Annotated in this window: 22 protein-coding genes; 9 read left to right on the top strand and 13 right to left on the bottom strand. The window is 62.6% G+C overall.

Features of this window, described 5'->3' with window-relative positions; genetic code table 11:
- Positions 1–104: 104 nt before the first annotated feature.
- Positions 105–1,459, top strand: a protein-coding gene (locus KW568_RS25945) for an IS3 family transposase (RefSeq protein ID WP_085983016.1) whose coding sequence is annotated in 2 segments (ribosomal slippage) — positions 105–578 and positions 581–1,459 — 1,353 coding nt in all. Because the reading frame shifts where the segments join, the coding sequence is not laid out codon by codon here.
- An 82-nt stretch (positions 1,460–1,541) separates the two neighbouring features.
- Here the strand turns inward: KW568_RS25945 and cycA are convergent.
- The 6 genes from cycA to KW568_RS25915 form a co-directional block, all read right to left on the bottom strand.
- On the bottom strand, positions 1,542–2,948 hold the full coding sequence (gene cycA / locus KW568_RS25940) for a D-serine/D-alanine/glycine transporter (protein WP_003249645.1): 1,407 nt from the start codon (positions 2,946–2,948) through the stop codon (positions 1,542–1,544).
- 220 nt (positions 2,949–3,168) lie between these two features.
- A complete protein-coding gene (locus KW568_RS25935) occupies positions 3,169–4,536 on the bottom strand; it encodes a PepSY domain-containing protein (RefSeq protein ID WP_004577041.1) in 1,368 nt (455 codons plus the stop codon).
- A gap of 56 nt (positions 4,537–4,592) precedes the next feature.
- The gene (locus KW568_RS25930; protein ID WP_004577042.1) at positions 4,593–6,659 is read right to left on the bottom strand and encodes a TonB-dependent copper receptor; all 2,067 of its coding nucleotides are present in this window, start codon (positions 6,657–6,659) and stop codon (positions 4,593–4,595) included.
- 66 nt (positions 6,660–6,725) lie between these two features.
- A complete protein-coding gene (locus KW568_RS25925; RefSeq protein ID WP_004577043.1) occupies positions 6,726–7,157 on the bottom strand; it encodes a DUF2946 domain-containing protein in 432 nt (143 codons plus the stop codon).
- Positions 7,158–7,179: 22 nt separating this feature from the next.
- Complete coding sequence (locus KW568_RS25920; RefSeq protein WP_004577044.1) at positions 7,180–7,665, bottom strand: copper chaperone PCu(A)C; 486 nt, start codon at positions 7,663–7,665, stop codon at positions 7,180–7,182.
- 47 nt (positions 7,666–7,712) lie between these two features.
- Positions 7,713–8,102: a DUF2946 domain-containing protein gene (locus KW568_RS25915; RefSeq protein WP_003249655.1), complete on the bottom strand. Its 390-nt coding sequence runs from the start codon at positions 8,100–8,102 to the stop codon at positions 7,713–7,715.
- Between the two features lie 190 nt (positions 8,103–8,292).
- Between KW568_RS25915 and KW568_RS25910 the strand changes: the two genes are divergently transcribed.
- Positions 8,293–9,647, top strand: a protein-coding gene (locus KW568_RS25910) for an IS3 family transposase (RefSeq protein ID WP_085983016.1) whose coding sequence is annotated in 2 segments (ribosomal slippage) — positions 8,293–8,766 and positions 8,769–9,647 — 1,353 coding nt in all. Because the reading frame shifts where the segments join, the coding sequence is not laid out codon by codon here.
- A gap of 111 nt (positions 9,648–9,758) precedes the next feature.
- Here the strand turns inward: KW568_RS25910 and KW568_RS25905 are convergent.
- From KW568_RS25905 to KW568_RS25885, 5 genes are all read right to left on the bottom strand, one after another.
- Positions 9,759–10,613, bottom strand: coding sequence for an SPFH domain-containing protein (locus KW568_RS25905; protein WP_012053830.1), 855 nt, complete (start codon positions 10,611–10,613; stop codon positions 9,759–9,761).
- Between the two features lie 26 nt (positions 10,614–10,639).
- On the bottom strand, positions 10,640–11,077 hold the full coding sequence (locus KW568_RS25900) for an NfeD family protein (RefSeq protein WP_003249659.1): 438 nt from the start codon (positions 11,075–11,077) through the stop codon (positions 10,640–10,642).
- 128 nt (positions 11,078–11,205) lie between these two features.
- Positions 11,206–11,925 carry a cobalt-precorrin-6A reductase gene (locus tag KW568_RS25895; RefSeq protein ID WP_004577046.1) on the bottom strand — a complete coding sequence of 240 codons (720 nt, stop codon included), beginning with the start codon at positions 11,923–11,925 and terminating at the stop codon, positions 11,206–11,208.
- A complete protein-coding gene (locus tag KW568_RS25890) occupies positions 11,922–13,016 on the bottom strand; it encodes a cobalt-precorrin-5B (C(1))-methyltransferase (RefSeq protein ID WP_004577047.1) in 1,095 nt (364 codons plus the stop codon). Before KW568_RS25890 ends, KW568_RS25895 begins: the two co-directional genes overlap by 4 nt.
- Positions 13,009–14,220 carry a bifunctional cobalt-precorrin-7 (C(5))-methyltransferase/cobalt-precorrin-6B (C(15))-methyltransferase gene (locus KW568_RS25885; RefSeq protein WP_004577048.1) on the bottom strand — a complete coding sequence of 404 codons (1,212 nt, stop codon included), beginning with the start codon at positions 14,218–14,220 and terminating at the stop codon, positions 13,009–13,011. The genes KW568_RS25890 and KW568_RS25885 overlap by 8 nt, the downstream gene beginning before the upstream one ends.
- A gap of 243 nt (positions 14,221–14,463) precedes the next feature.
- Here KW568_RS25885 and cobG point away from each other — a divergent pair, with 243 nt between their 5' ends.
- The 7 genes from cobG (at position 14,464) to KW568_RS25850 (ending at position 21,022) form a co-directional block, all read left to right on the top strand.
- Positions 14,464–15,795 carry a precorrin-3B synthase gene (gene cobG / locus KW568_RS25880; RefSeq protein WP_033726902.1) on the top strand — a complete coding sequence of 444 codons (1,332 nt, stop codon included), beginning with the start codon at positions 14,464–14,466 and terminating at the stop codon, positions 15,793–15,795.
- Positions 15,788–16,414 carry a precorrin-8X methylmutase gene (locus KW568_RS25875; RefSeq protein ID WP_003249670.1) on the top strand — a complete coding sequence of 209 codons (627 nt, stop codon included), beginning with the start codon at positions 15,788–15,790 and terminating at the stop codon, positions 16,412–16,414. Before cobG ends, KW568_RS25875 begins: the two co-directional genes overlap by 8 nt.
- Positions 16,411–17,145 (top strand): precorrin-2 C(20)-methyltransferase, encoded by a 735-nt coding sequence (locus KW568_RS25870; protein WP_176393456.1) that lies wholly within the window; start codon positions 16,411–16,413, stop codon positions 17,143–17,145. The genes KW568_RS25875 and KW568_RS25870 overlap by 4 nt, the downstream gene beginning before the upstream one ends.
- Positions 17,133–18,830, top strand: a complete 1,698-nt coding sequence (cobJ, locus tag KW568_RS25865; RefSeq protein WP_259537186.1) for a precorrin-3B C(17)-methyltransferase — start codon at positions 17,133–17,135, stop codon at positions 18,828–18,830. Before KW568_RS25870 ends, cobJ begins: the two co-directional genes overlap by 13 nt.
- Positions 18,831–18,948: 118 nt before the next feature.
- Complete coding sequence (locus KW568_RS25860; protein ID WP_003249674.1) at positions 18,949–19,632, top strand: hypothetical protein; 684 nt, start codon at positions 18,949–18,951, stop codon at positions 19,630–19,632.
- Positions 19,633–19,683: 51 nt separating this feature from the next.
- Complete coding sequence (locus KW568_RS25855; protein WP_004577051.1) at positions 19,684–20,373, top strand: hypothetical protein; 690 nt, start codon at positions 19,684–19,686, stop codon at positions 20,371–20,373.
- Positions 20,366–21,022: a hypothetical protein gene (locus tag KW568_RS25850; RefSeq protein WP_004577052.1), complete on the top strand. Its 657-nt coding sequence runs from the start codon at positions 20,366–20,368 to the stop codon at positions 21,020–21,022. Before KW568_RS25855 ends, KW568_RS25850 begins: the two co-directional genes overlap by 8 nt.
- An 18-nt stretch (positions 21,023–21,040) precedes the next feature.
- On the opposite strand, the gene KW568_RS25845 is transcribed toward KW568_RS25850, so the two are convergent.
- Both KW568_RS25845 and KW568_RS25840 read right to left on the bottom strand, forming a co-directional pair.
- Positions 21,041–21,637 (bottom strand): MarC family protein, encoded by a 597-nt coding sequence (locus KW568_RS25845; RefSeq protein WP_003249681.1) that lies wholly within the window; start codon positions 21,635–21,637, stop codon positions 21,041–21,043.
- A 75-nt stretch (positions 21,638–21,712) separates the two neighbouring features.
- The gene (locus KW568_RS25840; RefSeq protein WP_259537183.1) at positions 21,713–24,484 is read right to left on the bottom strand and encodes a hybrid sensor histidine kinase/response regulator; all 2,772 of its coding nucleotides are present in this window, start codon (positions 24,482–24,484) and stop codon (positions 21,713–21,715) included.
- Positions 24,485–24,590 lie beyond the last annotated feature (106 nt).

Here is a 24,590-nt window from a genome sequence, read left to right as displayed (position 1 = left end):
TTTTAGAAATTGAGCAAGACAGTTGCTCCCACATCGGACGGCGTACACCGTGCCTTTGGACTGCCCCCAAGAAGTTGGACACCAATCCAACCCTTGGGGGATCTATGGGTAAGTACACCGAGCAATTCAAGCTCACAGCGATCACAGCCTACCTGGATGGCAGCAACGGTTTCCGAAAGGTGGCTCAACACTTAGGTATCGATTTCAGCCTGCTTCGACGCTGGGTGGCCAGTTATCAGGCCAATAATGGCATTGGTCCAGGCTCGCATGGGCGGCGCTATACCAGTGATTTCAAACAGCAGGTGCTTAGCTATATGCACGAGCATCGGCTTTCGCTGCGCCAGACCGCTGCCCACTTTGGTCTTGGGCAGTCTTCTCAGATAGGCATTTGGCAGCGGCAGTACTACAGTGGCAGTCCTGCACCCTCTACTGCCATCAAGCCAAGAAAGCCAATCGACGTGTCGAAGAAGATCAAGCCTGCCAAACCCACCGATACCAATGATGATCAGAAGTCTCGAGATCAGCTGATGGCTGAACTTGAGTACCTGCGCATGGAGAATGCTGTCCTAAAGGAGCTCAAGGCTCTGCGCGAGGAAAAGGAACGAACACGCGGGAAAAAGTCCTGATCGTTTCCAAACTCAAGCGCAGGTTTCCTTTGCCTGACCTCCTTCAACTGGTCGAGCTGGCGCGCAGCACCTTCTACTACCAGCTCAAAGCTCAGCAGAAGCCAGATCGGCATGCTGAGCTCAAGGCATTGGTGCATCGCGTCTACCACGAGCAGAAAGGGCTTTATGGTTATCGCCGTATCGCACTCGTAATCAGGAAGGAAAAGCGGGTGAACAAGAAGGTCATTGAACGGCTGATGGCTGAGCAGGGATTGAAATCAGTAGTGCGCCCCAAGAAATATCGCTCCTATCGAGGTACCGTCGGTAAAGTGGCAGCGAATGTACTGGAGCGAAATTTTATCGCTCAACGCCCAAACCAAAAGTGGGTGACTGACGTAACCGAGTTCAAAGTAGCTCAACAGAAGCTCTATCTGTCGCCCGTGATGGATTTGTACAACGGCGAAATCGTGGCCTACGAAATGGCCAGCCGCCCGTGCTATAGCCTGGTTGGGAACATGCTTGGCAAAGCGCTCGATTGCCTGGGAGAGAAACCGAAGCTCGTGCTGCATTCGGATCAGGGATGGCATTACCAGCAGGCGCAATACCGCCGTAAGCTAAGCGAATGTGGGGTAAAGCAGAGCATGTCTCGAAAAGGCAATTGCCTGGACAACGCGGCCATGGAAAGCTTCTTCGGCACGCTCAAGTCTGAGTTTTTCTACCTGAAGCGTTTCGAGAGCATTGATGAGCTGAGAGCGGGTCTGGATGAGTACATTCACTACTACAACCATGATCGCATCAAGCTGAGGCTCAATGGCCTGAGCCCTGTGGAGTACAGGGCTCAGGCTGCAGCTTAAAACTGTCCAACTTTTGGGGGGCAGTCCACTTCGTGGGAGCGGCCTCGTGTCGCGAAAGGGCTGCGACGCAGCCCCGAGGCCATCAGCCGTTACGCACGGCCGTGCGGGGATGGCGCCTGCTGCGTACGAGCTGGTAGGTCACCGCCAGCACCACAAACCAGATCGGCGTCACCACCAGCGCTGAACGGGTATCCGCTTCCAGGCTCAGCAACACCAGGATGAAAGCGAAGAACGACAGGCACACGTAGCACATGAAGCGCCCGCCCGGCATCTTGTAGTTCGATGCCTGGTGCAGCGCCGCGCGGTCTTTGCGGTACTTCAGGTATGACAGCAGAATCAGCGTCCACACGAACATGAACAGTACCGCCGACACGGTGGTGACCAGGGTGAATGCCTCGACCACGTTCGGCACCAGGTAGATCAGCACCGCACCGAGCAACAGGCAGGTGCACGAGAAGTACAGGCCGTTGGCCGGCACCGAACGGCTCGACAGTTTTTCAAAGGCCTTGGGCGCGTCACCTTCCTGCGACAGGCCGTAGAGCATGCGGCTGGTGGAGAATACGCCGCTGTTGGCCGAGGAGGCCGCCGAGGTCAGCACCACGAAGTTGATGATGCTCGCTGCCGCCGGCAGGCCTGCCAGCACGAACAACTCAACGAATGGGCTCTTGCCTGGCACCACGTCGCGCCACGGGGTCACGGCCATGATCGCGATCAGCGCCAGCACATAGAACACGATGATGCGGATCGGGATCGAATTGATCGCCCGCGGCAGGGTGCGTTCCGGGTTCTTCGCTTCGGCGGCGGTGGTACCCACCAGCTCGATGCCGACGAAGGCGAACACGGCGATCTGGAAACCGGCGAAGAAGCCCATCAGGCCATGGGGGAACATGCCGCCGTCATTCCACAGGTTGGCCAGCTGGGCGGTACGCCCGCTGGGCGAGGTGAAGCCGGTGATGACCATGTACAGGCCGGTCGCGACCAGACCGAGGATGGCAACGATCTTGACCAGGGCGAACCAGAACTCCATTTCGCCGAACATTTTTACGGTGACCAGGTTCAGCGACAGCAGCAGCCCTACGCAGGTCAGCGCCGGTATCCACTGCGGCAAGTCAGGGAACCAGAACTGCGTGTAGGCGGCGATGGCGACCACGTCGGCAATGCCGGTGACCACCCAGCAGAACCAGTAGGTCCAGCCAGTAAAGTAGCCGGCCCAGGGGCCGAGCAGGTCGGCGGAAAAGTCGATGAACGATTTGTAGTTCAGGTTCGACAGCAGCAGTTCGCCCATGGCGCGCATGACGAAGAACAGCATGAAGCCGATAATCATGTAGACGAAGATGATCGATGGCCCGGCCAGGCTGATGGTCTTGCCTGAGCCCATGAACAGGCCGGTACCGATCGCGCCGCCGATGGCGATCAGCTGGATGTGGCGGTTGGTCAGGTTGCGTTGCAGGTGCGGTTCATCTGTCGCTATGGGTGAGGTTTGCGTCATAGGCTGCATTCCCTTGTAAAGGCCAGTCTTCTTGTCAGAGGTAGCCGGCTAGGCTAACACGCGCGTTCCAGTTCGGGGCGCGACAGATCGACTCTCCATTTGCAGCTCAGCATTTGGCCTGTACCGGCCTCTTCGCGGGTAAACCCGCCCTACAAAGGCAACGCGGTCCGCTGTAGGAGCGGGTTTACCCGCGAAGAGGCCAGCACAGGCAACACAAGGCTCAAGCGCTGGCCAAGACCCTGCGGCGCCTCACCACCAAACTATCCACCCCCCACATCACCACCATCGACACCCCTACCAGCGGGAACATCACCCCCAGCACCAGCATCACTGCCACCGCCGCCTTCCAGCGTGGCAGGTCATGACGCAAAGGCGGTACGCCCAGGCCGCCGTCCGGCCGGCGCTTCCACCACATCACCAGCCCGCTCACCGAACCCAGCAGGATCATCAGGCACACCAGCAGGATGATGATCTGGTTCAGCGCCCCGAACATCTTGCCTTCGTGCAGCATCACGCCCAGCTCGGTGGCGCGGGCAACCGGGCTGTAGTCCTGCCAGCGCACATCGGCCAGAACCTTGCCGGTGTATTGGTCGACATGCAGGGTGGCGTCGTTGCGCGGGTCGTCGGCGAACACGGCAATGGTGAACACCCCGTCGGCAGTGGTGGGCAGGGTAATGCTGTAGCCCGGCTCGACCTGACGCGAAGTGGCAATGTCTTCGACTTGCTGCACGCTCACCTGGGGCGCTGCGGGCAGGTCCGACATCATGTGGTGCCCGCCGTGCTCGGCGTGTGCACCGGACTGTGGCATCGGCGTGTTTTCCATGGCCCAGGGTACGGTCTGGCGGTGTGCGCTGTTCAGCTCACGCGCCTGCTGGTCCGACGTGGGCACGTCGTTCCACATGGCTGCCGGGAAGCGGTTCCACAAATCAGCGTACTGCTTGCCCCACAAGCCGGTCCAGGTCATGCCGCTGACCAGCATCAACAACAGCAAGGCCGAACCCCAGAAACCGGTTACCGCGTGCAGGTCTCGCCAGAACAGCCGGCCGCGCGCCGACAGCCGCGGCCAAAGCACGCCAGCGCCACTGCGCCCGCGCGGCCACCACAGGTACAGGCCCGATACCACCAGCACGATGCCCCAGCCCGCCGCCAGTTCCACCAGCCGGTCACCGACCGTGCCGACCATCAGCTCGCCATGCAGGGCGCGGGCGATGGCCTGCAGGTTCTGCTTGCCGTCCTGTTCGCCGAGGACCTTGCCGCTGTATGGGTCGACGAACACGTTCAGTTCGCGCCCGCCGTCATGCACCACGAACTGCGCACTGCGCGCGGCGTTCAGTGGCGGCAAGTACTGGGCGATGTGGCCCTTTGGGTAGGCTTGGCGCACTTCAGCCAGCATCGTGTCTGCGCCCTGCCGGTGCTGGCCGGCCTCGACCACCATCAGCTCGCGGTACAGCAGCGGGTCGAGCTGGGGCTTGAACAAGTAGATGATCCCGGTGATTGCCAACAGGATCATGAACGGGGCCACGAACAGCCCCGCATAAAAATGCCAACGCCAGGCCAGGTTATAGAAAGAGACGCGTGTTCCTCTCATGGGAACCTCCTTATTTGACCAGCTGAAAGGCGCAACCGAAGCTGCGCCCGTTGTTGTCAGAAGCTGAAATCGACCTTGGTCCAGAAGGTCCTGCCTGGCTCGTTGACCGGCTGTGGATCTGTAGCCGGGTAGCCGAACCCGGCGTTCCCGGCCAGGTTCAAGTGCTCGGCGTAGGTTTTGTCGAACAGGTTGTCGACCCCTGCGCTGAGCTTGAGGTTGTTGTTCACCTTGTAGGCGCCGTTCAGGGAGAACACGCCGAAGCCGGCGCTCTTGTCGTAGTCCTTGCCAACGACGTTCCCTTGGTTTTCGGCAATGCGGTTTTGCGCCGCCACCAGCCGCCACAGTGCGCCGACGCTCCACACATCGCGGCTGTACGTCAGGCCCAGGCGGCTTTCCAGGGGAGGCATTTGAGGTAGCGCCTTGCCGTCACTGCTGTTCTTGCCCCAAGCGTAGGCAAGCGTGGCGTCGGCCTTCCAGTTGTCAGTCAGCTGGTAGGCGGCGCCCAGTTCGCCACCCATGATGCGGGCGTCGATGTTCTGCGCCTGCGAGGTGCTCATGCCCATCATGCCGGTGCGGTAGTCGAACAGGATGTAGTCGCGAATCTGCCCGACATAGCCCGAAGCCCAGGCCTCCAGGCGCTCGGTGCGGTACTGGATGCCGAAGTCGAGCTGGGTGGTTTTCTCTGGCTTGATGCCGTCGAAGGCGTTGGCTGCCCCGGCGGGTGCCAGCTTGGGTGAGAACAGCTCCCAGTAGTCGGGGAAGCGCTGGGCGTGGCCGAGGCCGATGTAGGTGGTGGCTGGAATGGCTGCAAGGTCGTGCTCGTAGCGGATGAAACCGCTCGGCAAGGTGTCGGCACGGGTGTCGCCTTCGGTGGCGCTGGTTTTGCGGAAGTCACGCGCCGAGGCGCGGTCCAGACGGGCGCCGGTAATCAAGCGGTCCTCGCCGCTGACGTACCAGGTCAGTTCGCTGAAGGCGCCGTAGTTGTGGAAGTCGGCGTCCTTGGTCCAGGCCTGGCCCTTGTGTGCGTCCACACCCATACCGCCACGCTTGCGATGTTCGTTGGTTTGCGCGTCGATGCCGCTGATCAGCTGCACGTCGGCCCAGCGCCAGGTGGCCTTGATGCGTGCACCCATGGTGCGGCGGTCGACGTTGCTGACCATCGGCATGCCCATCATGCCGCTACCCGACGGCGTGCGCAGGCTGTAGTTGTCCATCACATGGTCGGCGTAGTTGTAGTAGACCTGCGCCTCGACCTTGTCGAGCACCTCGCCGAGGTTGGACTTTTCAAAGCGCAGGCCCAGGCTTTCGCGCTTGAACTGCGAACCGTCCATGCCGCGCCCGGCATAGCGGGCTTCGCCGTCACCCTTGCCGGCAGTCAGCTCCAGCAAGGTGTCCTGGTCGGGTGTCCAGCCGAGGGCGACATCGCCGTTCCACTTATCCCAGCGCGACGGCACGGTGTCGTTGTTACCATCGTGGTAGTCGTCCGAGCGTGACTGGTTGCCGACGAAGCGGGCATAGGCCTGACTGTTGCCAGCCGCAGCATCCAGCACCTTGTCGAAGCGGCCGTTGGAGCCGGCCAGCAGGCTTGCGTTGACGCGGCTGCCGAGGGTGCCGAATTTCTCCGGTTCGCGCTCGAAGAGGATGGTGCCGGCCGAGCCGCCGGGCCCCCAGATGACGCTCTGCGGGCCTTTGATCACGGTCAGGCGGTCGTAGGTTTCTGGCGAAATATAGGACGTGGGCGCGTCCATGCGATTGGGGCAAGCGCCAAGCATCAAGCCACCGTTGGTGAGGATGTTCAGGCGCGAGCCGAACATGCCGCGCAGTACCGGGTCGCCGTTGGTACCGCCAGCACGGATTGCCGAGAAGCCGGGGATGGTCTTCAGGTAGTCGGCGCCGTCGCTGGCCGGCACTGGCTGGCGCGGGTCTTTCGGGTTGGTGACCACGGTCAGCGGTGAACTCGGGGCCACGGCGGTGATCACCGTCGGGCTCAGCTCGGGTGCGTCGTGCACATGGCCTTCATGGCCAGGGTCGGCGGCCAGGGCCATGGGTGCGAGCAGCGAACCGCACAGGGCGGCGATGGTCCCACGCAGGGACAAGGCAAAAACAGGGGTGCAGCCGGACATAATGATTCCAGTCGATCAGTCATGAGTTAGCGCGAAGCCTCCTGGCTTCGTGCGCAAAATGTGGTTTCAGACGTTGATCGAAGAAGGCGGGGCGCGGCTGCGCGCACCAGGGAATACAGCCTGCCGGGCATGGCCCTGGTGCGTTGGCGCAAGCAGGTGGCTGGTGGGGACGATGCTGCCGGCGCTGAGCGGGCTGAGGGCCTGGGGCAGGGCCGGGCAGTTGAACAACAGGCTGCAGTAACCGCACTTTTCCCACATCACATGCAGCTGGCCATCGCCGCCGTGACCGTGGTGGGCGTCGCCGCCGTGCTGATGGGCAGCCGCCATCGGCATGTCCATCGGCGTGTTCATGCCCGCGTGGTGGTCCATCGGCATCGACTGGGAAATCAGCGGGCCGATGAAGATCATCCACATGGCGAACAGGCTCAGCCATCCGCCACCGGCGCGCCTGAGGTCAGGGCGGATGGTACGGCCGATGCTGTGGCGCGGCAGGCTCATGGCGCGTGCCTGTCAGCAGGTATCAGTGCGCGTGTTCGTGGGCTTGCGGCTGGTCCGCTGGCGCCTGCTTCTGCACGGCCACTTCAACGGTGATGTCGCCGGCCTTTTCGAAGTGCAGGGTCAACGGGAAGCGTTTGCCGTCGCTGAGCAGGCTACGGTCCTTGGGCTGCATCAGCATCACGTGGTAGGCGCCAGGGGCAAAGGTCAGGTCCTTGCCGGCAGGCACTACCACGCTGGGCACCTGTTGCATCTTCATGGCGCCAGTGGCGCTCATGGCATGCTCGTGCAGTTGCGCGTCATCGCTGATGGGGCTGTCGACGCTGAGCAGGCGGTCATCGGCCTGGCCTTTGTTGTGCACCACGAAATACGCAGCGACGTTAGGCGCGTTGGGTGGCAATTGCAGCGACCACGGGTGGGCAATGTGCAGGTCACCCACGCTGTATTCGTGGGCATTGGCAAAGGCGCCAGGCAGCAGCAGGGCGGCCATGACGAGGGCGTGCTTGAGCATGGTGAATCTCCGTTTCCGTTCTGGTTCAGGCAGACAGCGTGATGAACTCAGGCTAGCGGAGAGGCACGAGGATTCAGCCCAGGCCAGAGCTGGCGGGGCGTGGGTGTGTACTTGGCAGGTGGCGGCAGCAGCCCGCTGAGCAGTGTCGGCGGGTGGTGCAACTGTGGCGGGTAGCCGGGCAGGGCCAGCAACGGCACGGCACCGGAGCAGCACCAGCAGTTCATCATGCCGGCGCTGTCGTCACTTTGCGGGCCGAGGTCGATCTTGGCCAGGGCCTGAACGTCGACGTTGGCCTTGTTGGCCATGCTGGAACAGAAAGCCCCCCACAGCAGCTGCTCGGCCGGGCCCTTGGGCGCAGCAGAAGACAGCGGCATGGCCAGCAAGTTGAATAGCACTGCAAGGCAGGCTACCCAGGCAATGTGCCGACGTGGGGGCATGGAGAGATCCGGTCAGGAATCGTGGTGGCTATTGTAAGGCGGAGTATAGGTAAAAATGCCGGGGTGCGGTGAAGTGACGCAGGTGGCCTGGTAATGGGGGCTGCTGTGCAGCCCATCGCGACACAAGGCCGCTCCCACAGAATGGACTGCCCCCAAGAAGTTGGACACCAATCCAACCCTTGGGGGATCTATGGGTAAGTACACCGAGCAATTCAAGCTCACAGCGATCACAGCCTACCTGGATGGCAGCAACGGTTTCCGAAAGGTGGCTCAACACTTAGGTATCGATTTCAGCCTGCTTCGACGCTGGGTGGCCAGTTATCAGGCCAATAATGGCATTGGTCCAGGCTCGCATGGGCGGCGCTATACCAGTGATTTCAAACAGCAGGTGCTTAGCTATATGCACGAGCATCGGCTTTCGCTGCGCCAGACCGCTGCCCACTTTGGTCTTGGGCAGTCTTCTCAGATAGGCATTTGGCAGCGGCAGTACTACAGTGGCAGTCCTGCACCCTCTACTGCCATCAAGCCAAGAAAGCCAATCGACGTGTCGAAGAAGATCAAGCCTGCCAAACCCACCGATACCAATGATGATCAGAAGTCTCGAGATCAGCTGATGGCTGAACTTGAGTACCTGCGCATGGAGAATGCTGTCCTAAAGGAGCTCAAGGCTCTGCGCGAGGAAAAGGAACGAACACGCGGGAAAAAGTCCTGATCGTTTCCAAACTCAAGCGCAGGTTTCCTTTGCCTGACCTCCTTCAACTGGTCGAGCTGGCGCGCAGCACCTTCTACTACCAGCTCAAAGCTCAGCAGAAGCCAGATCGGCATGCTGAGCTCAAGGCATTGGTGCATCGCGTCTACCACGAGCAGAAAGGGCTTTATGGTTATCGCCGTATCGCACTCGTAATCAGGAAGGAAAAGCGGGTGAACAAGAAGGTCATTGAACGGCTGATGGCTGAGCAGGGATTGAAATCAGTAGTGCGCCCCAAGAAATATCGCTCCTATCGAGGTACCGTCGGTAAAGTGGCAGCGAATGTACTGGAGCGAAATTTTATCGCTCAACGCCCAAACCAAAAGTGGGTGACTGACGTAACCGAGTTCAAAGTAGCTCAACAGAAGCTCTATCTGTCGCCCGTGATGGATTTGTACAACGGCGAAATCGTGGCCTACGAAATGGCCAGCCGCCCGTGCTATAGCCTGGTTGGGAACATGCTTGGCAAAGCGCTCGATTGCCTGGGAGAGAAACCGAAGCTCGTGCTGCATTCGGATCAGGGATGGCATTACCAGCAGGCGCAATACCGCCGTAAGCTAAGCGAATGTGGGGTAAAGCAGAGCATGTCTCGAAAAGGCAATTGCCTGGACAACGCGGCCATGGAAAGCTTCTTCGGCACGCTCAAGTCTGAGTTTTTCTACCTGAAGCGTTTCGAGAGCATTGATGAGCTGAGAGCGGGTCTGGATGAGTACATTCACTACTACAACCATGATCGCATCAAGCTGAGGCTCAATGGCCTGAGCCCTGTGGAGTACAGGGCTCAGGCTGCAGCTTAAAACTGTCCAACTTTTGGGGGGCAGTCCAGAATTGCGGCAGCCTCGAATACTGCGCTGTCCTGTGGGAGCGGCCTTGTGTCGCGATAGGGGCGCAAAGCGCCCCCGACACTCTCAAACCTTGTTGCGGCCCATCAACCCGCGCACGGTCTCTTGCAGGTCAGCCGGCAACACCACCACCTTGGCATTGCTGCTGCCCGCCAGGTTCTCCATCGCGCCCACATAGCGTTCGCCCAATAGGTACATCGCCGGTACGGTCTCGTTGCCCACCGCTTCCTTCACCAGCGAAATCGACCGCGCCGAGGCCTCGGCCAGGCTGATCTGCGCCTCGGCATCCAGCCTGGCCGCCTGCAGGCGCGCCTCTGCTTCGAGGATCGCCGCCTGTTTGGCCCCTTCGGCGCGGGTGACGTCGGCCTTGCGCTCACGCTCGGCTGCGGCCTGGCGTTCCATGGCCAACTGCATGTTTTCCGAAGGTTTGATGTCTTGAATTTCCACCGAGCGCACGGTCACGCCCCAGTCTTCGGTCTGCTCGGACATTGCATCGCGCAGACGGGCCTTGATCTGCTCGCGGCTGGACAGCGCCTCGTCGAGGTCCATTGCACCGACGATGGCGCGCAGCGAGGTCATGGTCAGGCTGGTGACGGCGAACGAGAAGTCCTGCACGCCATACGAGGCTTTCTGCGGGTCGACTACCTTGGCGAAACACAGGGCGTTGGCGACGATTACCGCGTTGTCCTTGGTGATGATTTCCTGCTGCTGCACATCGAGGATGATGTCCTTGGTCGGCAGGCGGTAGGCGACCACGTCCATGTAGGGGATGACAATGTTCAGGCCCGGCTTGAGGGTGCTGTGGTAGCGACCCAGGCGTTCGACGATCCACTCCTCGCCCTGGGGCACGATGCGCACCCCCTTGAACACGGTGATCAGGACGAACAGGGCAATGGCGCCGACGACGATGAGGCTGGTCATGCTGCAAAATTCCTTTTAATGCGGATTCAGGCCCGGATAACGCGGGCGGTGTTCCCCTCGATGGCGGTCAGGCGTACCCGCTCGCCGGCGGCGATCTGGCTATCGGCGATGCAGGTCCATTCTTCGTTGCCGAGGATCGGCTTCTGGAAGCGTACGCGGCCTTTCTGGAACTCCGACACGGGAGCGGTCAGCAGGCCCACTTCGCCGATCACGCTGTCGGCGGTCCAGCGCACATCCGGCTGCTTGCGCCGAAACACTTTGAACCACAGCACAGTGGTGGCCGACGACAGCAGTACCCACAGCAGGACCTGCATGTCCAGTTGCAGGCTGGGTGCGGCGAGCGAGATAAGCGAGACCAGCACGGCGCCGATGCCGAACCAGAGTATGAAGAACGTTGGGAGGACCAGTTCAAGCAGGATCAGCGCGATGCCGAAGACCAGCCAGATCCACCATTGCATTTCCATATGGGTGAAACCTTCCGGGGGAGGGGCGTCGAGTTTAAGGCAGCAGAGCGGCAACGGGCCACTGGGTTAGTTGCAAGAAAAGTCTGAAATCTTTGTAGGAGTGCCTGTGTGTCGCGAAAGGGCAGCGCCTAGAGGGCGAGCGCTGTTGCCAGGTCCGCCAGTGAGTCGAATGTCCGGTCCACCTCCGGCAGTGTCGGACGTTTCAGGACAAGCACCGGCACGCCAAGCTCCCGTGCTACCTCCAGCTTCGGCTCGGTCGCCACACTGCCGCTGTTCTTGCTGATCAGCACATCGATGTGGCGGCGCTGGAACAACGCCCGTTCATCTTCGATATGGAACGGCCCACGTGCGCCAATCACTTCACAGCGCTCGTTGCCAGGGCACGCCTCCAGCGCACGCAAGGTCCAGAACTGCTCTGGCGGAATCTCGTCCAGGTGCTGCAGCGGCTCGCGTCCTAGCGTGAACAGTGGCCTGCGGAACGGCTTCAGTGCTTCGATCAACCCTGCCCAATCCTCGACTTCTCGCCAGTCGTCCCCTGCTTGCGCCTGCCAGGCGGGACGACGCAAGGCCCAGCACGGGATGCCGACGTTGCGTGCGGCGCTGGCGGCATTGCGGCTGATTTGCGCGGCATAGGGATGGGTGGCGTCGATCAGCAGGGTGATACCCGCCTCGCGCAGGTAGCGGGTCAGGCCCTCGACACCGCCATAGCCCCCGACCCGCACCTGGCATTGCAAGCCCTGCGGCACGCGGCCGATACCGGCCAGGCTGTAGACATGTCGAGGCCCGAGTTGGCGGGCCATCGCCAGGGCTTCAGTGACCCCCCCCAGCAACAGGATGCGCGCAGTCATTGCACACCCGCCTGGCCGACGATGCCGCCTTGGCGGTCGATGGCGAACACCTCCACGTGCACCTGCGCCGGCACGACGCTACGGGCGAAGGCCAGGGCGTGGGCACACACCGCGTCACCCAGGGCAATGCCGGCCGCATGAGCCAGGGCGAGCGCTTGCTGGCTGGTGTTGGCGCCGCTGATGGCAGCCTGCAACGCCTCGTCAGCGCCAATGTCTGCGGCCCAACCTGCCAGTTGCGGCAAGTCGATGCTGGAGTGACGACTGTGCAGGTCCATGTGCCCGGCGGCCAGTTTGCTGATCTTGCCGAAGCCGCCGCACAGGGTCAGGCGCGGCACCGGTACCTTGCGCAGGTGCTTGAGCACCGCGCCGACGAAATCGCCCATTTCGATCAGGGCGATTTCCGGCAGGCCGTAGACGCGGCGCATGGTGTCTTCGCTGGCGTTGCCGGTGCACGCGGCTATGTGCGTGTAGCCGTTGGTGTGGGCCACGTCGATGCCTTGGTGGATCGAGGCAATGTAGGCCGCGCAAGAGAACGGCCGGACGATGCCGCTGGTGCCGAGGATCGACAGCCCGCCGAGGATGCCCAGACGCGGGTTCATGGTTTTCAGGGCCAGTTGCTCACCACCTTGCACATTGACCGTGACCTCGAAGCCGCCAAGGTAGCCGCACGCGTCGGCCAGGCGTTGCAGGTGTTCACTGATCATGCGCCGAGGCACCGGGTTGATGGCCGGTTCACCCACCGCCAGCACCAGCCCCGGGCGTGTCACCGTGCCCACGCCGCTGCCAGCGACAAAACCAATGCCAGGTTCCGCCAGCAGGCGCACCTGGCTATAGAGCAGGGCACCGTGGGTCACGTCCGGGTCGTCACCCGCATCCTTGAGGGTGCCGGCTTCGGCGCACTCGCCGATCAGGCGGCAGAATTCCAGGCGCATCTGCACGACCTTGCCTTTGGGCAAGGTGATGTCCACCGCATCATCACGCTGCCCGGTGAGCAGCAGCTTGGCCGCTGCCAGGCTGGTGGCGGTGGCGCAGCTGCCGGTGGTAAGGCCGCTGCGCAGAGGCGCGGGCTGTTCGCGGGTTTCTTCACGCATCGGCGGGTTTCAGTACTTCCAGAAGGGTGATCGGCAGCGCCTGGCGCCAGGTGTCGAACGCACCCAAGGGCTGGGCATGAGCGACATGGATACGGGTCAGCTCACCACCGTGCTGTTCGCGAAAGTGCGCCAGGGCCAGTTCGCTTTGCAGGGTGACGGCGTTGGCCACCAGGCGGCCGCCGGGACGCAGGCTTGCCCAGCACAGGTCCAGTACACCTGCGCGGGTAACGCCGCCTCCGATGAAGATTGCATCCGGTTGTTCCAGGCCTTGCAGCGCCGCTGGCGCCTTGCCGCGAACCAGTTGCAGGCCGGGTACACCCAATGCATCGCGGTTATGCTCGATCAAACCCTGGCGGCCTTCGTCGGCCTCGATGGCCAGGGCGCGGCATGCCGGGTGGGCGCGCATCCATTCGATGCCGATCGAGCCGCAGCCCGCACCGACATCCCACAAAAGTTCGCCGGGTTGCGGTGCCAGGCGCGCCAGGGTGATGGCGCGGACATCGCGCTTGGTCAACTGGCCATCGTGCCGGTATGCGGCGTCTGGCAGCCCGGCCAGCCGGTGCAGGCGGGGCGTATCGGGCGTAGCCAGGCATTCGATGGCGACCAGGTTGAGCGCCGCGATACCGGTGTGCGGCCAGTCCTGGGCGGTGCCGGCCAGTGCACGTTCGTCCACGCCCCCCAAGTGCTCGAACACCTGCAGGCGGCTTGGGCCGAAGCCTTGCCCGCGCAGCTGCGCGGCAATTGCCGCCGGGCTGTCGCCATCGTTGCTCAGCACCAGCAGGCGCATGCCGCTGTGCAAGTGGGCATTGAGCGCTGCCAGGGGGCGGGCCACCAGCGACACCACCTGCAGGTCCTGCAGCGGCCAGCCCAGGCGGGCAGCGGCCAGGGCGCAGGAAGAGGGCATCGACAGCACGCGCATTTCTGCAGCAGGCACCTGGCGCGCCAGGCTGGCACCGACGCCGTAGAACATAGGGTCACCGCTGGCCAGCACGCACACCGGCTCGCCGCGCAGGTTCAACACCGGGGCCAACGAGAACGGGCTGGGCCAGGCCAGCTGTTCCGCGGTCACGCAACGTGGCAGCAAGGCCAGCTGGCGTGGGCTGCCGAAGACCCGCCCAGCGCCCAGCAGGGCGCGCCGGGCCTGTTTGCCCAGGCCGCTGAAGCCGTCTTCGCCGATGCCTACTACTGTCAGCCAGGGTGTCATGTATTTCGATCCGCCATTTTTGGGGCCGCTTCGCGCCCCTTCGCGGGCAAGCCCGCTCCTACAGATACAGGGCAGCCTGTGCAGCCTGCAGTGATGCTGTGGAAGCGGGCGAGCCCGCGAAGAAGGCGACGCGGTCCTGAAATTCTACTTAATCGCCGAGGATGCTCGACCACCGGCTTTTCATGCCGCCGGACAAAGCAGGCATAATACCGCGCCTTCTACACTCAAGCGCATTTTCACAGACTGCCGGATGCCCCTTTGACGCAGGCCCATGCCCCCCACGTATCGCCCCGCCCCTCGGCCTGCCCGGGGTTGTGGCGCATTGTCAGTGCCCGTGATGGCGGTATCTGCCGCATCAAGCTGCCGGGTGGCCTGCTGCTGGCCGAGCAGGCTGAAGCCGTGGCGGCGGCGGCGGAGCGTTTTGCTGGCGGCGTGATCGAGGCCACCAACCGTGGCAACCTGCAGATTCGCGGCATTGGCAGCGAGCATCGCGCTTTGGTCGAGGCACTGCTCGAAGCCGGCCTGGGACCACGCGATGCCGCGGGTGACGATGTGCGCAACGTGATGCTCAGCCCGCTGGCCGGGCATGACCCGCTCATGCTGCTGGACGCCCGGCCGCTGGCCGGGCAGATCCTCGACCTGTTGGAAGGCACCCCGCGCTTTCACCAGCTGTCGGCCAAGTTCGCTGTGCAGCTGGATGCCGGCGAGCGCCTGGCGATGCTCGAACACCCCCATGACCTGTGGCTGTCGCCCCTGCACCTGGATCAGCAGACCTGGCTGGCGTTTGGCCTGGCAGGTTGCCCGGCAGAGGGCCAGGCGCTCGGTGCGGTGCCGCTGGCGCAGGGCCTGATGCTGGTGCGCGCCGTGCTGGAGCGCTTCCTCGATCTGGCATCCCCGACGCAGACGCGCATGCGCCAGCTGCTCGAGGTGTACCCGCCAGCTGATTTTGTCGCTGGGCTCGGCCTGGACATCCGCCGCGATGCCGCCGTGCTCACGTGGCGGCGTGAACAGCACCGCGCCTCGTGGTTGGGCAGGTTGCCCCAGGCGCAGGGTGTTGCCCTTGGCGTTGCCCCGCCGCAAGGCCGCCTGACCCCCACGATGCTGCGTGGCGCCGCACGTATTGCCCGTGAAAAGGGCGATGCCAGCATGCGCCTTAGCCCCTGGCAAAGCCTGGTGCTGACCAACCTGCAAGCGCAGCACATCGATCAGGCCCTGGCCGAACTGTCTGCGCTGGGGTTGCTGTGCCACGACCGCGAACCCCTGGCGCGTATCAGCGCCTGCACCGGTGCCAGCGGCTGCGCCAAGGCCCTTGCCGAGACCAAGGCTGACGCCGTTGTCCTGGCCGCGCTGCTGGGCCCTGGCGTGCCGGCCAGCGTGCACCTGTCCGGCTGCCCCCGTTCCTGTGCTGTGGCCCATGTTGCCCCGGCCACCTTGCTGGCCCGTTCGCCGGGCCGTTACGACTTGTACCTGCGTGATGCGCGCCAGCCGGGTTTCGGTGCCCTGCGCGCCACCGACCTTACCTTGAATGAAGCAGGCGCCATGCTCGACCTGCCGACGGAGCACCTTGATGATTGACTACATCCGCGATGGTCAGGAGATCTATCGCAACTCCTTCCGGATCATCCGTGAGGAAGCCCGACTCGAGCGGATCCCCGCAGACCTTGAAAAGCTCGCCGTGCGTGTGATCCACGCGTGTGGCATGGTCGACGCCATCGATGGCCTGCAGTTCTCAGACGGTGCCGGCCGGGCCGGGCGCGAGGCGCTGCTCAACGGCGCGCCGATCCTCTGCGATGCGCACATGGTGGCCGAAGGGATCACCCGGGCGCGCTTGCCAGCTGACAACAAAGTCATCTGCACCCTGCGTGACCCCAGCGTGCCGGGCCTGGCCAAAGACGCCGGCAACACACGCTCCGCCGTAGCCCTGGAGCTGTGGCGCCCTTACCTGGAGGGCAGCGTGGTGGTCATCGGCAATGCCCCTACCGCGTTGTTCTACCTGTTGGAGATGCTCGATGCCGGTGCGCCCAAGCCGGCGCTGATCCTCGGGTTCCCGGTCGGTTTCGTCGGCGCTGCCGAGTCCAAGGCCATGCTCGCCGCCGACAGCCGTGGCGTGCCGTTCGTGATCATGCAAGGCCGCCTGGGCGGCAGCGCGATGGCCGCCGCGGCGGTCAACGCCCTGGCCACGGAGGTGGAATGATGGCCCCGCGCGGACGACTGCTTGGCCTGGGCGTGGGCCCTGGCGATCCTGAACTGATTACCCTCAAAGCCCTGCGCCTGTTGCGTGAGGCGCCGGTGGTCGGCTACTTCGTGGCCAAGGGCAAGCGTGGCAATGCCTTCGGCATTATCGAGGCGCACCTGCAGCCCGAGCAGACCCTGCTGCCGCTGGTCTACCCGGTCACCACCGAAGTGCTGCCGGCGCCGCTGTCCTATGAGCAAGTGATCAGCGACTTCTACGACGCAGCCAGCGTACAGGTGGCCGAGCACCTGGATGCCGGCCGCGACGTGGCGGTGATTTGCGAAGGCGACCCGTTCTTCTATGGCTCCTACATGTACTTGCATGACCGCCTGGCGCAGCGCTACGAGGCAGAAGTGATTCCCGGTGTCTGCTCCATGCTCGGTGGCGCTTCGGTGCTGGGGGCGCCGCTGGTGTACCGCAACCAGAGCCTGTCGGTGTTGTCCGGGGTGTTGCCCGCTGAAGAGCTCAAGCGCCGTCTGGCCGACGCCGATGCAGCGGTGATCATGAAACTTGGGCGCAACTTCCCCAAGGTGCGCGAAGTGCTGGCCGACCTGGGCCTGGATGGGCGTGCGCTGTATGTGGAACGGGCGACCATGGCCAACCAGAAGATCGTGCCGCTGGACCAGGTCGACCCGCAGTCGTCGCCGTACTTCTCGCTGATCATCGTGCCGGGGGAAAAATGGCAGGGCTGAACATGCACAGGGCACCGGCCATCGTCATTCTCGGCCCGGGCAGCCTGGCGACGGCGCAGCGTATCCAGGCCTGTTATCCGCAGGCCACGATCCATGGCCTCGAGGGGCGTGTCGAGGGTGCAGACCAGTCGTACGTGTCGTTCGGCGATACCCTGCGCGGGTTGTACCAGCAAGATACGCCGATCATTGCGTTGTGCGCCGCGGGTATCGTTATCCGTAGCCTGGCCGCTCTGCTCTGCGAGAAGGGCAGCGAGCCGCCGGTACTGGCCGTGGCCGAGGATGGTAGCGCGGTAGTGCCGTTGCTCGGAGGCCTCGGTGGGGTGAACGTGATGGCGCGGGAAATCGCTGATGCGCTGGGCGTTTCCGCGGCCATCACCACCAGTGGCGAGCTGCGCTTCGGTACTTGCCTGCTGAACCCGCCGCAGGGCTATGCATTGGCCGATATCGAGCAAGGCAAGCGCTTTGTATCCGACCTGCTGGCAGGTGAGTCCGTGCGTATCGAAGGTAACGCACCGTGGCTGCAGCTGGCGCAGTTGCCCGCCAGCGAGACGGCACAGCGCACCATCCATGTGGGGCATCAGGCGCGTCCGGCCAACCGCGACGAGCTGCTGATCCACCCGCGCCAGGTGGTCGTGGGCGTTGCAGGTGGCAATCTGCGCAGTATTCGCGCAGCACTGCAGCAGGCCGGCATCGCCGAGCCCTCGGTAGCCTGCGTGCTGGCCGACGAGGCAACCATGGCCGACAGCGCCCTGCACGAAGCTGCGCAGGCCCTGGGGGTCCCCTTGCGCTTTGCCACCGGCCCTGGCGATGTGGCCAGCATGGTCGCTGCGGCAGTGCCCGATGCCGAGTTGATAGCGCTTGAAGAAGTCGTGGTCGCGGTGGCGCCTGCCCCGGTCGACGTAGTGCAGGTCGGCCGCCGTCGCGGTCGCCTGGCGGTCATCGGCCTTGGCCCAGGTGCGGCGGAACTGATGGTGCCGGCGGTCAAGGCCGAACTGGCGCAGGCCGAAGATGTGCTCGGTTACGAAACCTACGTGCGCATGGCTGGCCCGTTCCGCGACGACCAGGTGCTGCACTGCACCGACAACCGCGAAGAGATGCAGCGCGCCCGACATGCCTTCGAACTGGCGGCCCAAGGCCGTTCGGTGGTGGTGGTGTCGTCAGGTGACCCGGGCGTTTTCGCCATGGCCGCTGCGGTGCTCGAAGCATTGCACGAATCCAGTGACCCTGCCTGGCATTGCGTCGACCTGCAGATCTTGCCGGGGGTTTCAGCCTCGCTGGCAACCGCCGCCCAGGCAGGTGCACCGCTGGGGCATGACTTCTGCGTGATGTCGCTGTCGGACAACCTCAAGCCCTGGTCGATCATTGAAAAGCGCCTGGACCTGGCTGCCCAGGCCGACCTGGTGCTGGCCTTCTACAACCCGATCTCCAAGGCCAGGCCGCACCAGCTCGGTGTCGCCCTGGAGGTTGTGCGCCGCCACCGTGACGGGAACACGCCTGTAGTCCTTGGCCGTGACATCGGTAGGCCGGGGCAGACACTGAAGGTAGTCACCCTGGCCGAACTGCTGCCAGAAATGGTCGACATGCGCACCATGGTGTTGGTTGGGTCTTCCACTACCTGCACTTTCGACCGCGCAGCGGGTGGGGTTTGGGTCTATACCCCGCGCTGGTATGGCGCAAAGCCGTAAGCGGCGGCAGCGCGGGCAGATGAGGAACTGCTTCGTGGCAGATTGAGGTAAAGGTCACAGGTAGGTTTGCGGCTGGAGCTATTTGGCTCCAACCGTACCCTTCCTGGAGACCTTTCCCATGACGACCGATAAAGAGAAGCTGCAGCTTCAGGTTCTGCCGGACAAGAATCTGTTCGTGTTCCCCGACCTGATGGGTGAGCAAAACCGCGATGCTGCAAAGGCTTGTCATGCCCTGGCCACGCAAGGTGCCAACAAGCAGCATGACCCTATCCGTGAAACGCAACTCTGGTTCAAACACTACATCTACCTGATGTCGAAGATGGGCTGGGCGCCGACCAATGTCGATGTACAGCAGGTCACTGAACGCAATATGCGCCTTGAGATCAGCAACTTGCTGGGCAAGGGCCTGCAGGCGGCATATGGCGTTTTCACTGGCGATGTGGCAACCGCCCTGGACAATCTCGGCAAAACGGTTGTTTCAGCCTTGGCCGCCAGCACCAAAAACGTCGAGTTGCTCGACCGCAAGTCGGTCGAAGATGACCGAACCGGGCTGAGCCTTGCCAAGTGCGAGCAAACGGACGGCGGCCAAGTGGCGATGCTGGTCAGTGCGATCCAGACCGACGCCAAGCCTGACAAGGCTGCCAACTATCTGCTGGTCAAGTGGGAAAGCAACGGTACTTCCAACTTTGCTTGTGGTGCGGTGTTGAATTTCGATAAGCGCCAATACGACAAAGTTCGCGCCATTGTAGAAACCAAACTTGACGACAATGCCCTGCAGGTCCTGCTGGCACTGGAACTCTGACGATGAAGTTGGCCTGTCGACACGGCGTCGACGGGCCTGGAGGGCATACTGATGCACGCCAATTACACGTTGTGGTTGAACGGCAATAGCCTGGTATTGATCGACAACTCCGTCAGTGCTTCACGAGTAGAAGCGCTGTTGGATGTTCAATTGGCAGCCTACCTGACCGCTAACAAGGGGTACGCCCTTCAGGACGCTGGGTGGCACAAGGAATATCTGCGAATTCAGGGTAACTTCGGCTGCACTGTCGCGACCTTGCATTCCAACGCTGTGCCTGCTGCACCCGCAGTGGCCTGTGCGCCGTGGAAGATACTGCGGAGCAGTCTCTTGGCAGGTGTGCCCAGCGCCCTGCAGGGGTCGGTAGCCACATGCCTCGACGCCTATTCCGCCCAACCCGACGGTGCCATAGAACAGTTGTTATGGGCCGAATGTGTTCGGCCCCCGGACGATAAAGGCATGAGCCATGTACGTATGGAATTGCGCCTGATACTGGCCGATTCAGGCGTCATCAGTACCGAGTTGGGCTTTAGCACAGCAGAGCATCTGGCGATGGATTGGCTGTGGCAGCCGCTGAATCTTGCAAGTGCCCATGCCACTCAGCAGTTCGATGCCAGTTATTTCACCCATGAAAAGGTGATCAGTTCGATAAGTGCAGGCTTGCATGACGCTATCAAGGTCAAGCAATTGCAGTACCGCAGCCAGGTAAAACTTGCGACATCATCAGGAGTCGACAATGAGTGAATTCAATCTAAATGCCGCCAGTGGCAAACTCGTCCACAGCAGCCTGCTGTCATTCTTGCCAGGTGTTAGCCGCGAAGCCCGTGACGATATCCTGTTGGCCAATGCGTTTGCCCAGCAAGTTGCCTGGGGGGACTATAACGAAGGCCTGGAGCCGGACTGGTTCAGGAACTACTGGCGTAACCTCGCGTTTCTGGGCTTTGATGGCAAGCTCGCGCCTACTGCGACTCGACCGGGGCCGGACAGGTCCAGCCTTGCCGAGCAGGCGCTTGCCCAGGTTCGTCAGAAAGGCTCTGCCGGTCATTATCAATCTGCCCAGTCGTCGCTTCAGGCACTGCGTAATCACAGCCAGACCTTGACCGCGTTTGAATCCCGGGCAGTCTCGAAAGCTGTTGGACGTTTTCAGTTGCTGCCTTGCTCTCAGCAGTCGAGCGGCTTCATCGACATGGTATTGGTCCACATGGAAATGTCGGTGAAAAAGACCTCCAAGGACTTCCTGTTCATGCAGTTGAGCAGTGAAGTAAAAATCCTGGACATGCGTGTCGAAGTGATCCACTTCAACTTGCAGGGGTTCCGCGAAGACTACCGCAAGCGGGCCCAGGCCAGTGTCGACAAGCAAAATGGCAAGGCGATCCTTGAGCTGCAATTGTAGGCGCCCGGCTTGGAAAGCTCAGGGCAGCAGGTAACCGCGAATCCCGGTAAAGATGATCTGTGCTGCCAGGGCACAGACGAATAGCCCCATCAGGCGGCTGACGATTTGCAAGCCCTGGTCACCGAGCAGGCGCTCGATACGGTGCGATAGATACAGCACCAGGCCTACGGTAAAGCTGGCCAAGGCAATGCTGACGATGGCCAGCAGTTTTTCATCCCAGTGCGGCTGGCTTACCCCCATCACCAACAGGGCACCGATGGTACCGGGGCCAACGGTCAGCGGAATGGTCAGCGGTACGATGGTCACATCCTGCTGCACGTTGTCGGCCTGTACCGCCGGCTTGCCCTGGGCCATGCCCAGGGCTGAAATGAACAGCACGCTGCCGGCACCGATGCGAAAGGCATCGGCGGTGATGCCGAAAATTCCGAAGATCGCCCGCCCGAACAGGTACAGCATCACGCTGGCGACCAAGGCTGCGAACGCGACCTTCCAGGCCAGTTGCTTGCGCTCCTTGCTGGAGTGGCCGCGGGTCAGGCTGATGAAACACGACAGCACGAAGAACGGGCTGTAGAGCACGAGCATTTTCAGGTAGACGCTGAACAACTCATGGAGCATGAGCAGTGTTCCTTGGGTTTATGCCGGCGCGGCCTTGTGTTGCGAGGCCGCTCCTGCAAGAGCATTGGATATCGGTCAGGACGTATGTGCCGGGTCCACCTTGGCTTCCCGGTGATTGGCCCAGTATTGAATCAGCTCGCGCAACTGCGACAACTCCACCGGCTTGGCCATGTGTCCGTCCATGCCTGCCAGCCGCGCGCGCTCCTTGTGTTCGGCCAGTATGTGCGCTGTCAGTGCCACCACCGGCGTGCGCTGGCGCTGGTTGTCAGCTTCCCAGGCCCGCAACTGCTGGGTGGCCGAGAAACCGTCCAGTATCGGCATCTCGCAGTCCATCAACACCAGGTCATAATGCTGCGCTTTCATCGCCTGCAAGGCCTCTTCGCCATTGCAGGCGGTATCGGGCTTGAGGTTGAGCTTGCCGAGCATGCTGCGGATCACCTTGGTCGAGATGCTGTTGTCTTCGGCGACCAGCACGCGGAAGTCACCTGGCAGGTCCAGCGCCTGCGGGATGCCAGGCAGGCTGGCAGGCATCGCCTGTTCGCGGCCGCGCTGGGCCAGCTCCTCGGCCAGGGTGGTCTTCAACGTATAACCGGCCACCGGCTTGGCCAGTATTCGCTTGACCCCGGCGTTGCGCGCGATGACTTTGCTCGGCGCATTGCTGATGCCGGTGAGCATCACCACCAGAATGTCGTGGTTCAGGCTCGGGTCTTCCTTGATCTTGGCGGCCAGCTGCATGCCGGTCATGCCGGGCATGTTCTGGTCCAGCAGCACCGCGTCGAAGTAGTCGCGCAGGTGCGCCTTGGTGCGCAAAAGGGCCAGAGCCTCCTTGCCCGACGGCACCGCGCTGACGTTCATGCCCCAGGCGCTGCACTGCTGTACAAGCACCTTGCGGCACGTGTCGTTGTCGTCCACTACCAGCACGCGAGCATCGCGCAGCGGGCTGTCGAGGTCCGCCGGTGGCTGTTCCAGGCGTGAAGGGTCCAGCGGCAAGGTCAGCCACAGGGTGTTGCCCATGCCGGTGTTGCTCTTGATGCCGAACTCGCCCTGCATCAGACCGATCAACTGTTTGGCGATGACCAGCCCCAGGTGGCCGCCCAGCTTGTTGCTGGAAAGGAAGTGGTGGCTGTGCAACTCGGCCTGCAGCAAGGCTTCACGGTCGGCAGCGGGCAACGGCTCGCCGCTGTCCTGCACGGCGATACGCAGGCGTGGCACCTCGCCGCGTTGATCCAGCGCCACCACCAGCAGGATCTCGCCCTGGTCGGTGTTTTTCAGGGCGTTTTCCAGCAGGCTCGACAAGGCCTGGCGCAGGCGCGTCGGGTCTCCGCTGATAACCCGCGGTACTTGTGGCTGGGTGAAGCTGATCAGCTCGATGTTCTGTTGCTCGGCCTTGGCGCGGAAGATGTTCAGGCAATCCTCGATCAGCGCGTTAAGGTCGAACTGCACATCATCCAGCTCGATTTGCCGGGATTCCAGCTTGGAAATGTCCAGAATTTCGTTGATCAGCGTCAGCAGCTCGTTGCCCGCGCTGTGGATGGTCTGCACATAGTCACGTTGCTTCACCGACAGCGGTGTGCCCAGCAGCAGTTCAGTCATGCCGAGCACGCCGTTCATCGGGGTGCGGATTTCGTGGCTGATCTTGGCCAGGAACTCGGCTTTGGCGTTGATTTCTGCATCGCTGGCGGCCAGTGCACGGCTGGCGCTGAAACGCTCCTCGCTTATGCGCCGCAGCCGTTCACTGACTGCCAGGTTGAGCAGCAGGCCACTGACCACGGTCAGGCCCAGCAGGATGCACAGCAGCCAGGGTGTCGAGGTGCGTGTCAGGCCCAGCAGGGCTGGCAGCAGGACCAGGCCTCCGAGGTTGAACACCACCATGGCCAGGCTGAACAGGCGTCCGGGTGCATAGCCCTTGTACCAGTGGTAGCTGCTGACCAGCAGCATGCTCACGCTGCCCAGCGCCATCAGGGCGTAGGTCATCAGGTTCAGTGGCAGGGTATCGACGAACAGCAGCACCAGGCCACTGAGCCCGACAATCAGCATCTCACCCTGCAGCAGGCGGTTAAGCCGTGGCGAATTGCACGGCGAAAAGAAATGTTGGGTGAAGTACAACCCGGACAGGCCGGCCAGGACCAGCGTCAGATAGGCGGCAGGCGTTTGCGCACTGTGCCACACATGCCACCAAGGGCCGCTGAGGTTCAGCAGGATCAGGCCGCTGAGCAGCATCAGGCCGTGGTACAGCGCCAGGATCAGGGTGGTGCTGGAGCGGGTGTAGAGGAAGCGGATCAGGTTGTGCATGATCAGCATGATCAGGCCGCCGAACAGCATGCCGAACCACAGCGGCTGGCGTTGATCCGAGGCTGCCTCGGCCGCAGGTTCAAGGCTGATGGCCGGACGCAGCTGGTGCTCTGAGGCCAGGCGCAAGTAGATGTCCAGCGGTTGCCTGCTGTTGGGCAGGGGCAATACATGGTCGCTGCCACGCAGGGTCGGGCTGGCATTGCCGGCCTGGCGCCCGTGGTGCAGCTGACGTAGAAGTTGTTCGCCTTCGAGGGCGTAGAGGTCCAGGCCAGAAAGGTCCGGGGCAAATACCCGCAGCAGCTGCTCCTGGTCACCTGGTGCCAGACGATAGTGCAGCCACAAGGCCTGTCCAGCCGGGGCAGCATCAAGGTCGGCGAGAGGCAGTGGGCTGAACTGGTTGCGATAGCGCTCGGAGCGCACATCGCTCAGTTGCAGGTTGGCCTGTTCGTCGAGCAGAACGGTCCAGCCTCCGTCATGTTCGGCCGCAACCGGAAACATGCAGAGCAGGGTCAGCAAGCTGACGATCAGAGCTGAGGCAATCCGAAGCCGACGCACTACGAAATCCCTTCTTGGCCGATGTGCCGGGTACTCACTATGCGCGGCGCGCGAAGTCGAAGGCAAGGCCCATTCCGGGCCCTGTCGACGAGCCGGATGCCGCAGG

It is taken from the genome of Pseudomonas sp. HD6515 (assembly GCF_024971855.1).
GTDB lineage: Bacteria > Pseudomonadota > Gammaproteobacteria > Pseudomonadales > Pseudomonadaceae > Aquipseudomonas > Aquipseudomonas alloputida.
The sequence above is the reverse complement of the archived record's forward strand: the minus strand, read 5'-3'. Positions and strand labels throughout refer to the sequence as shown.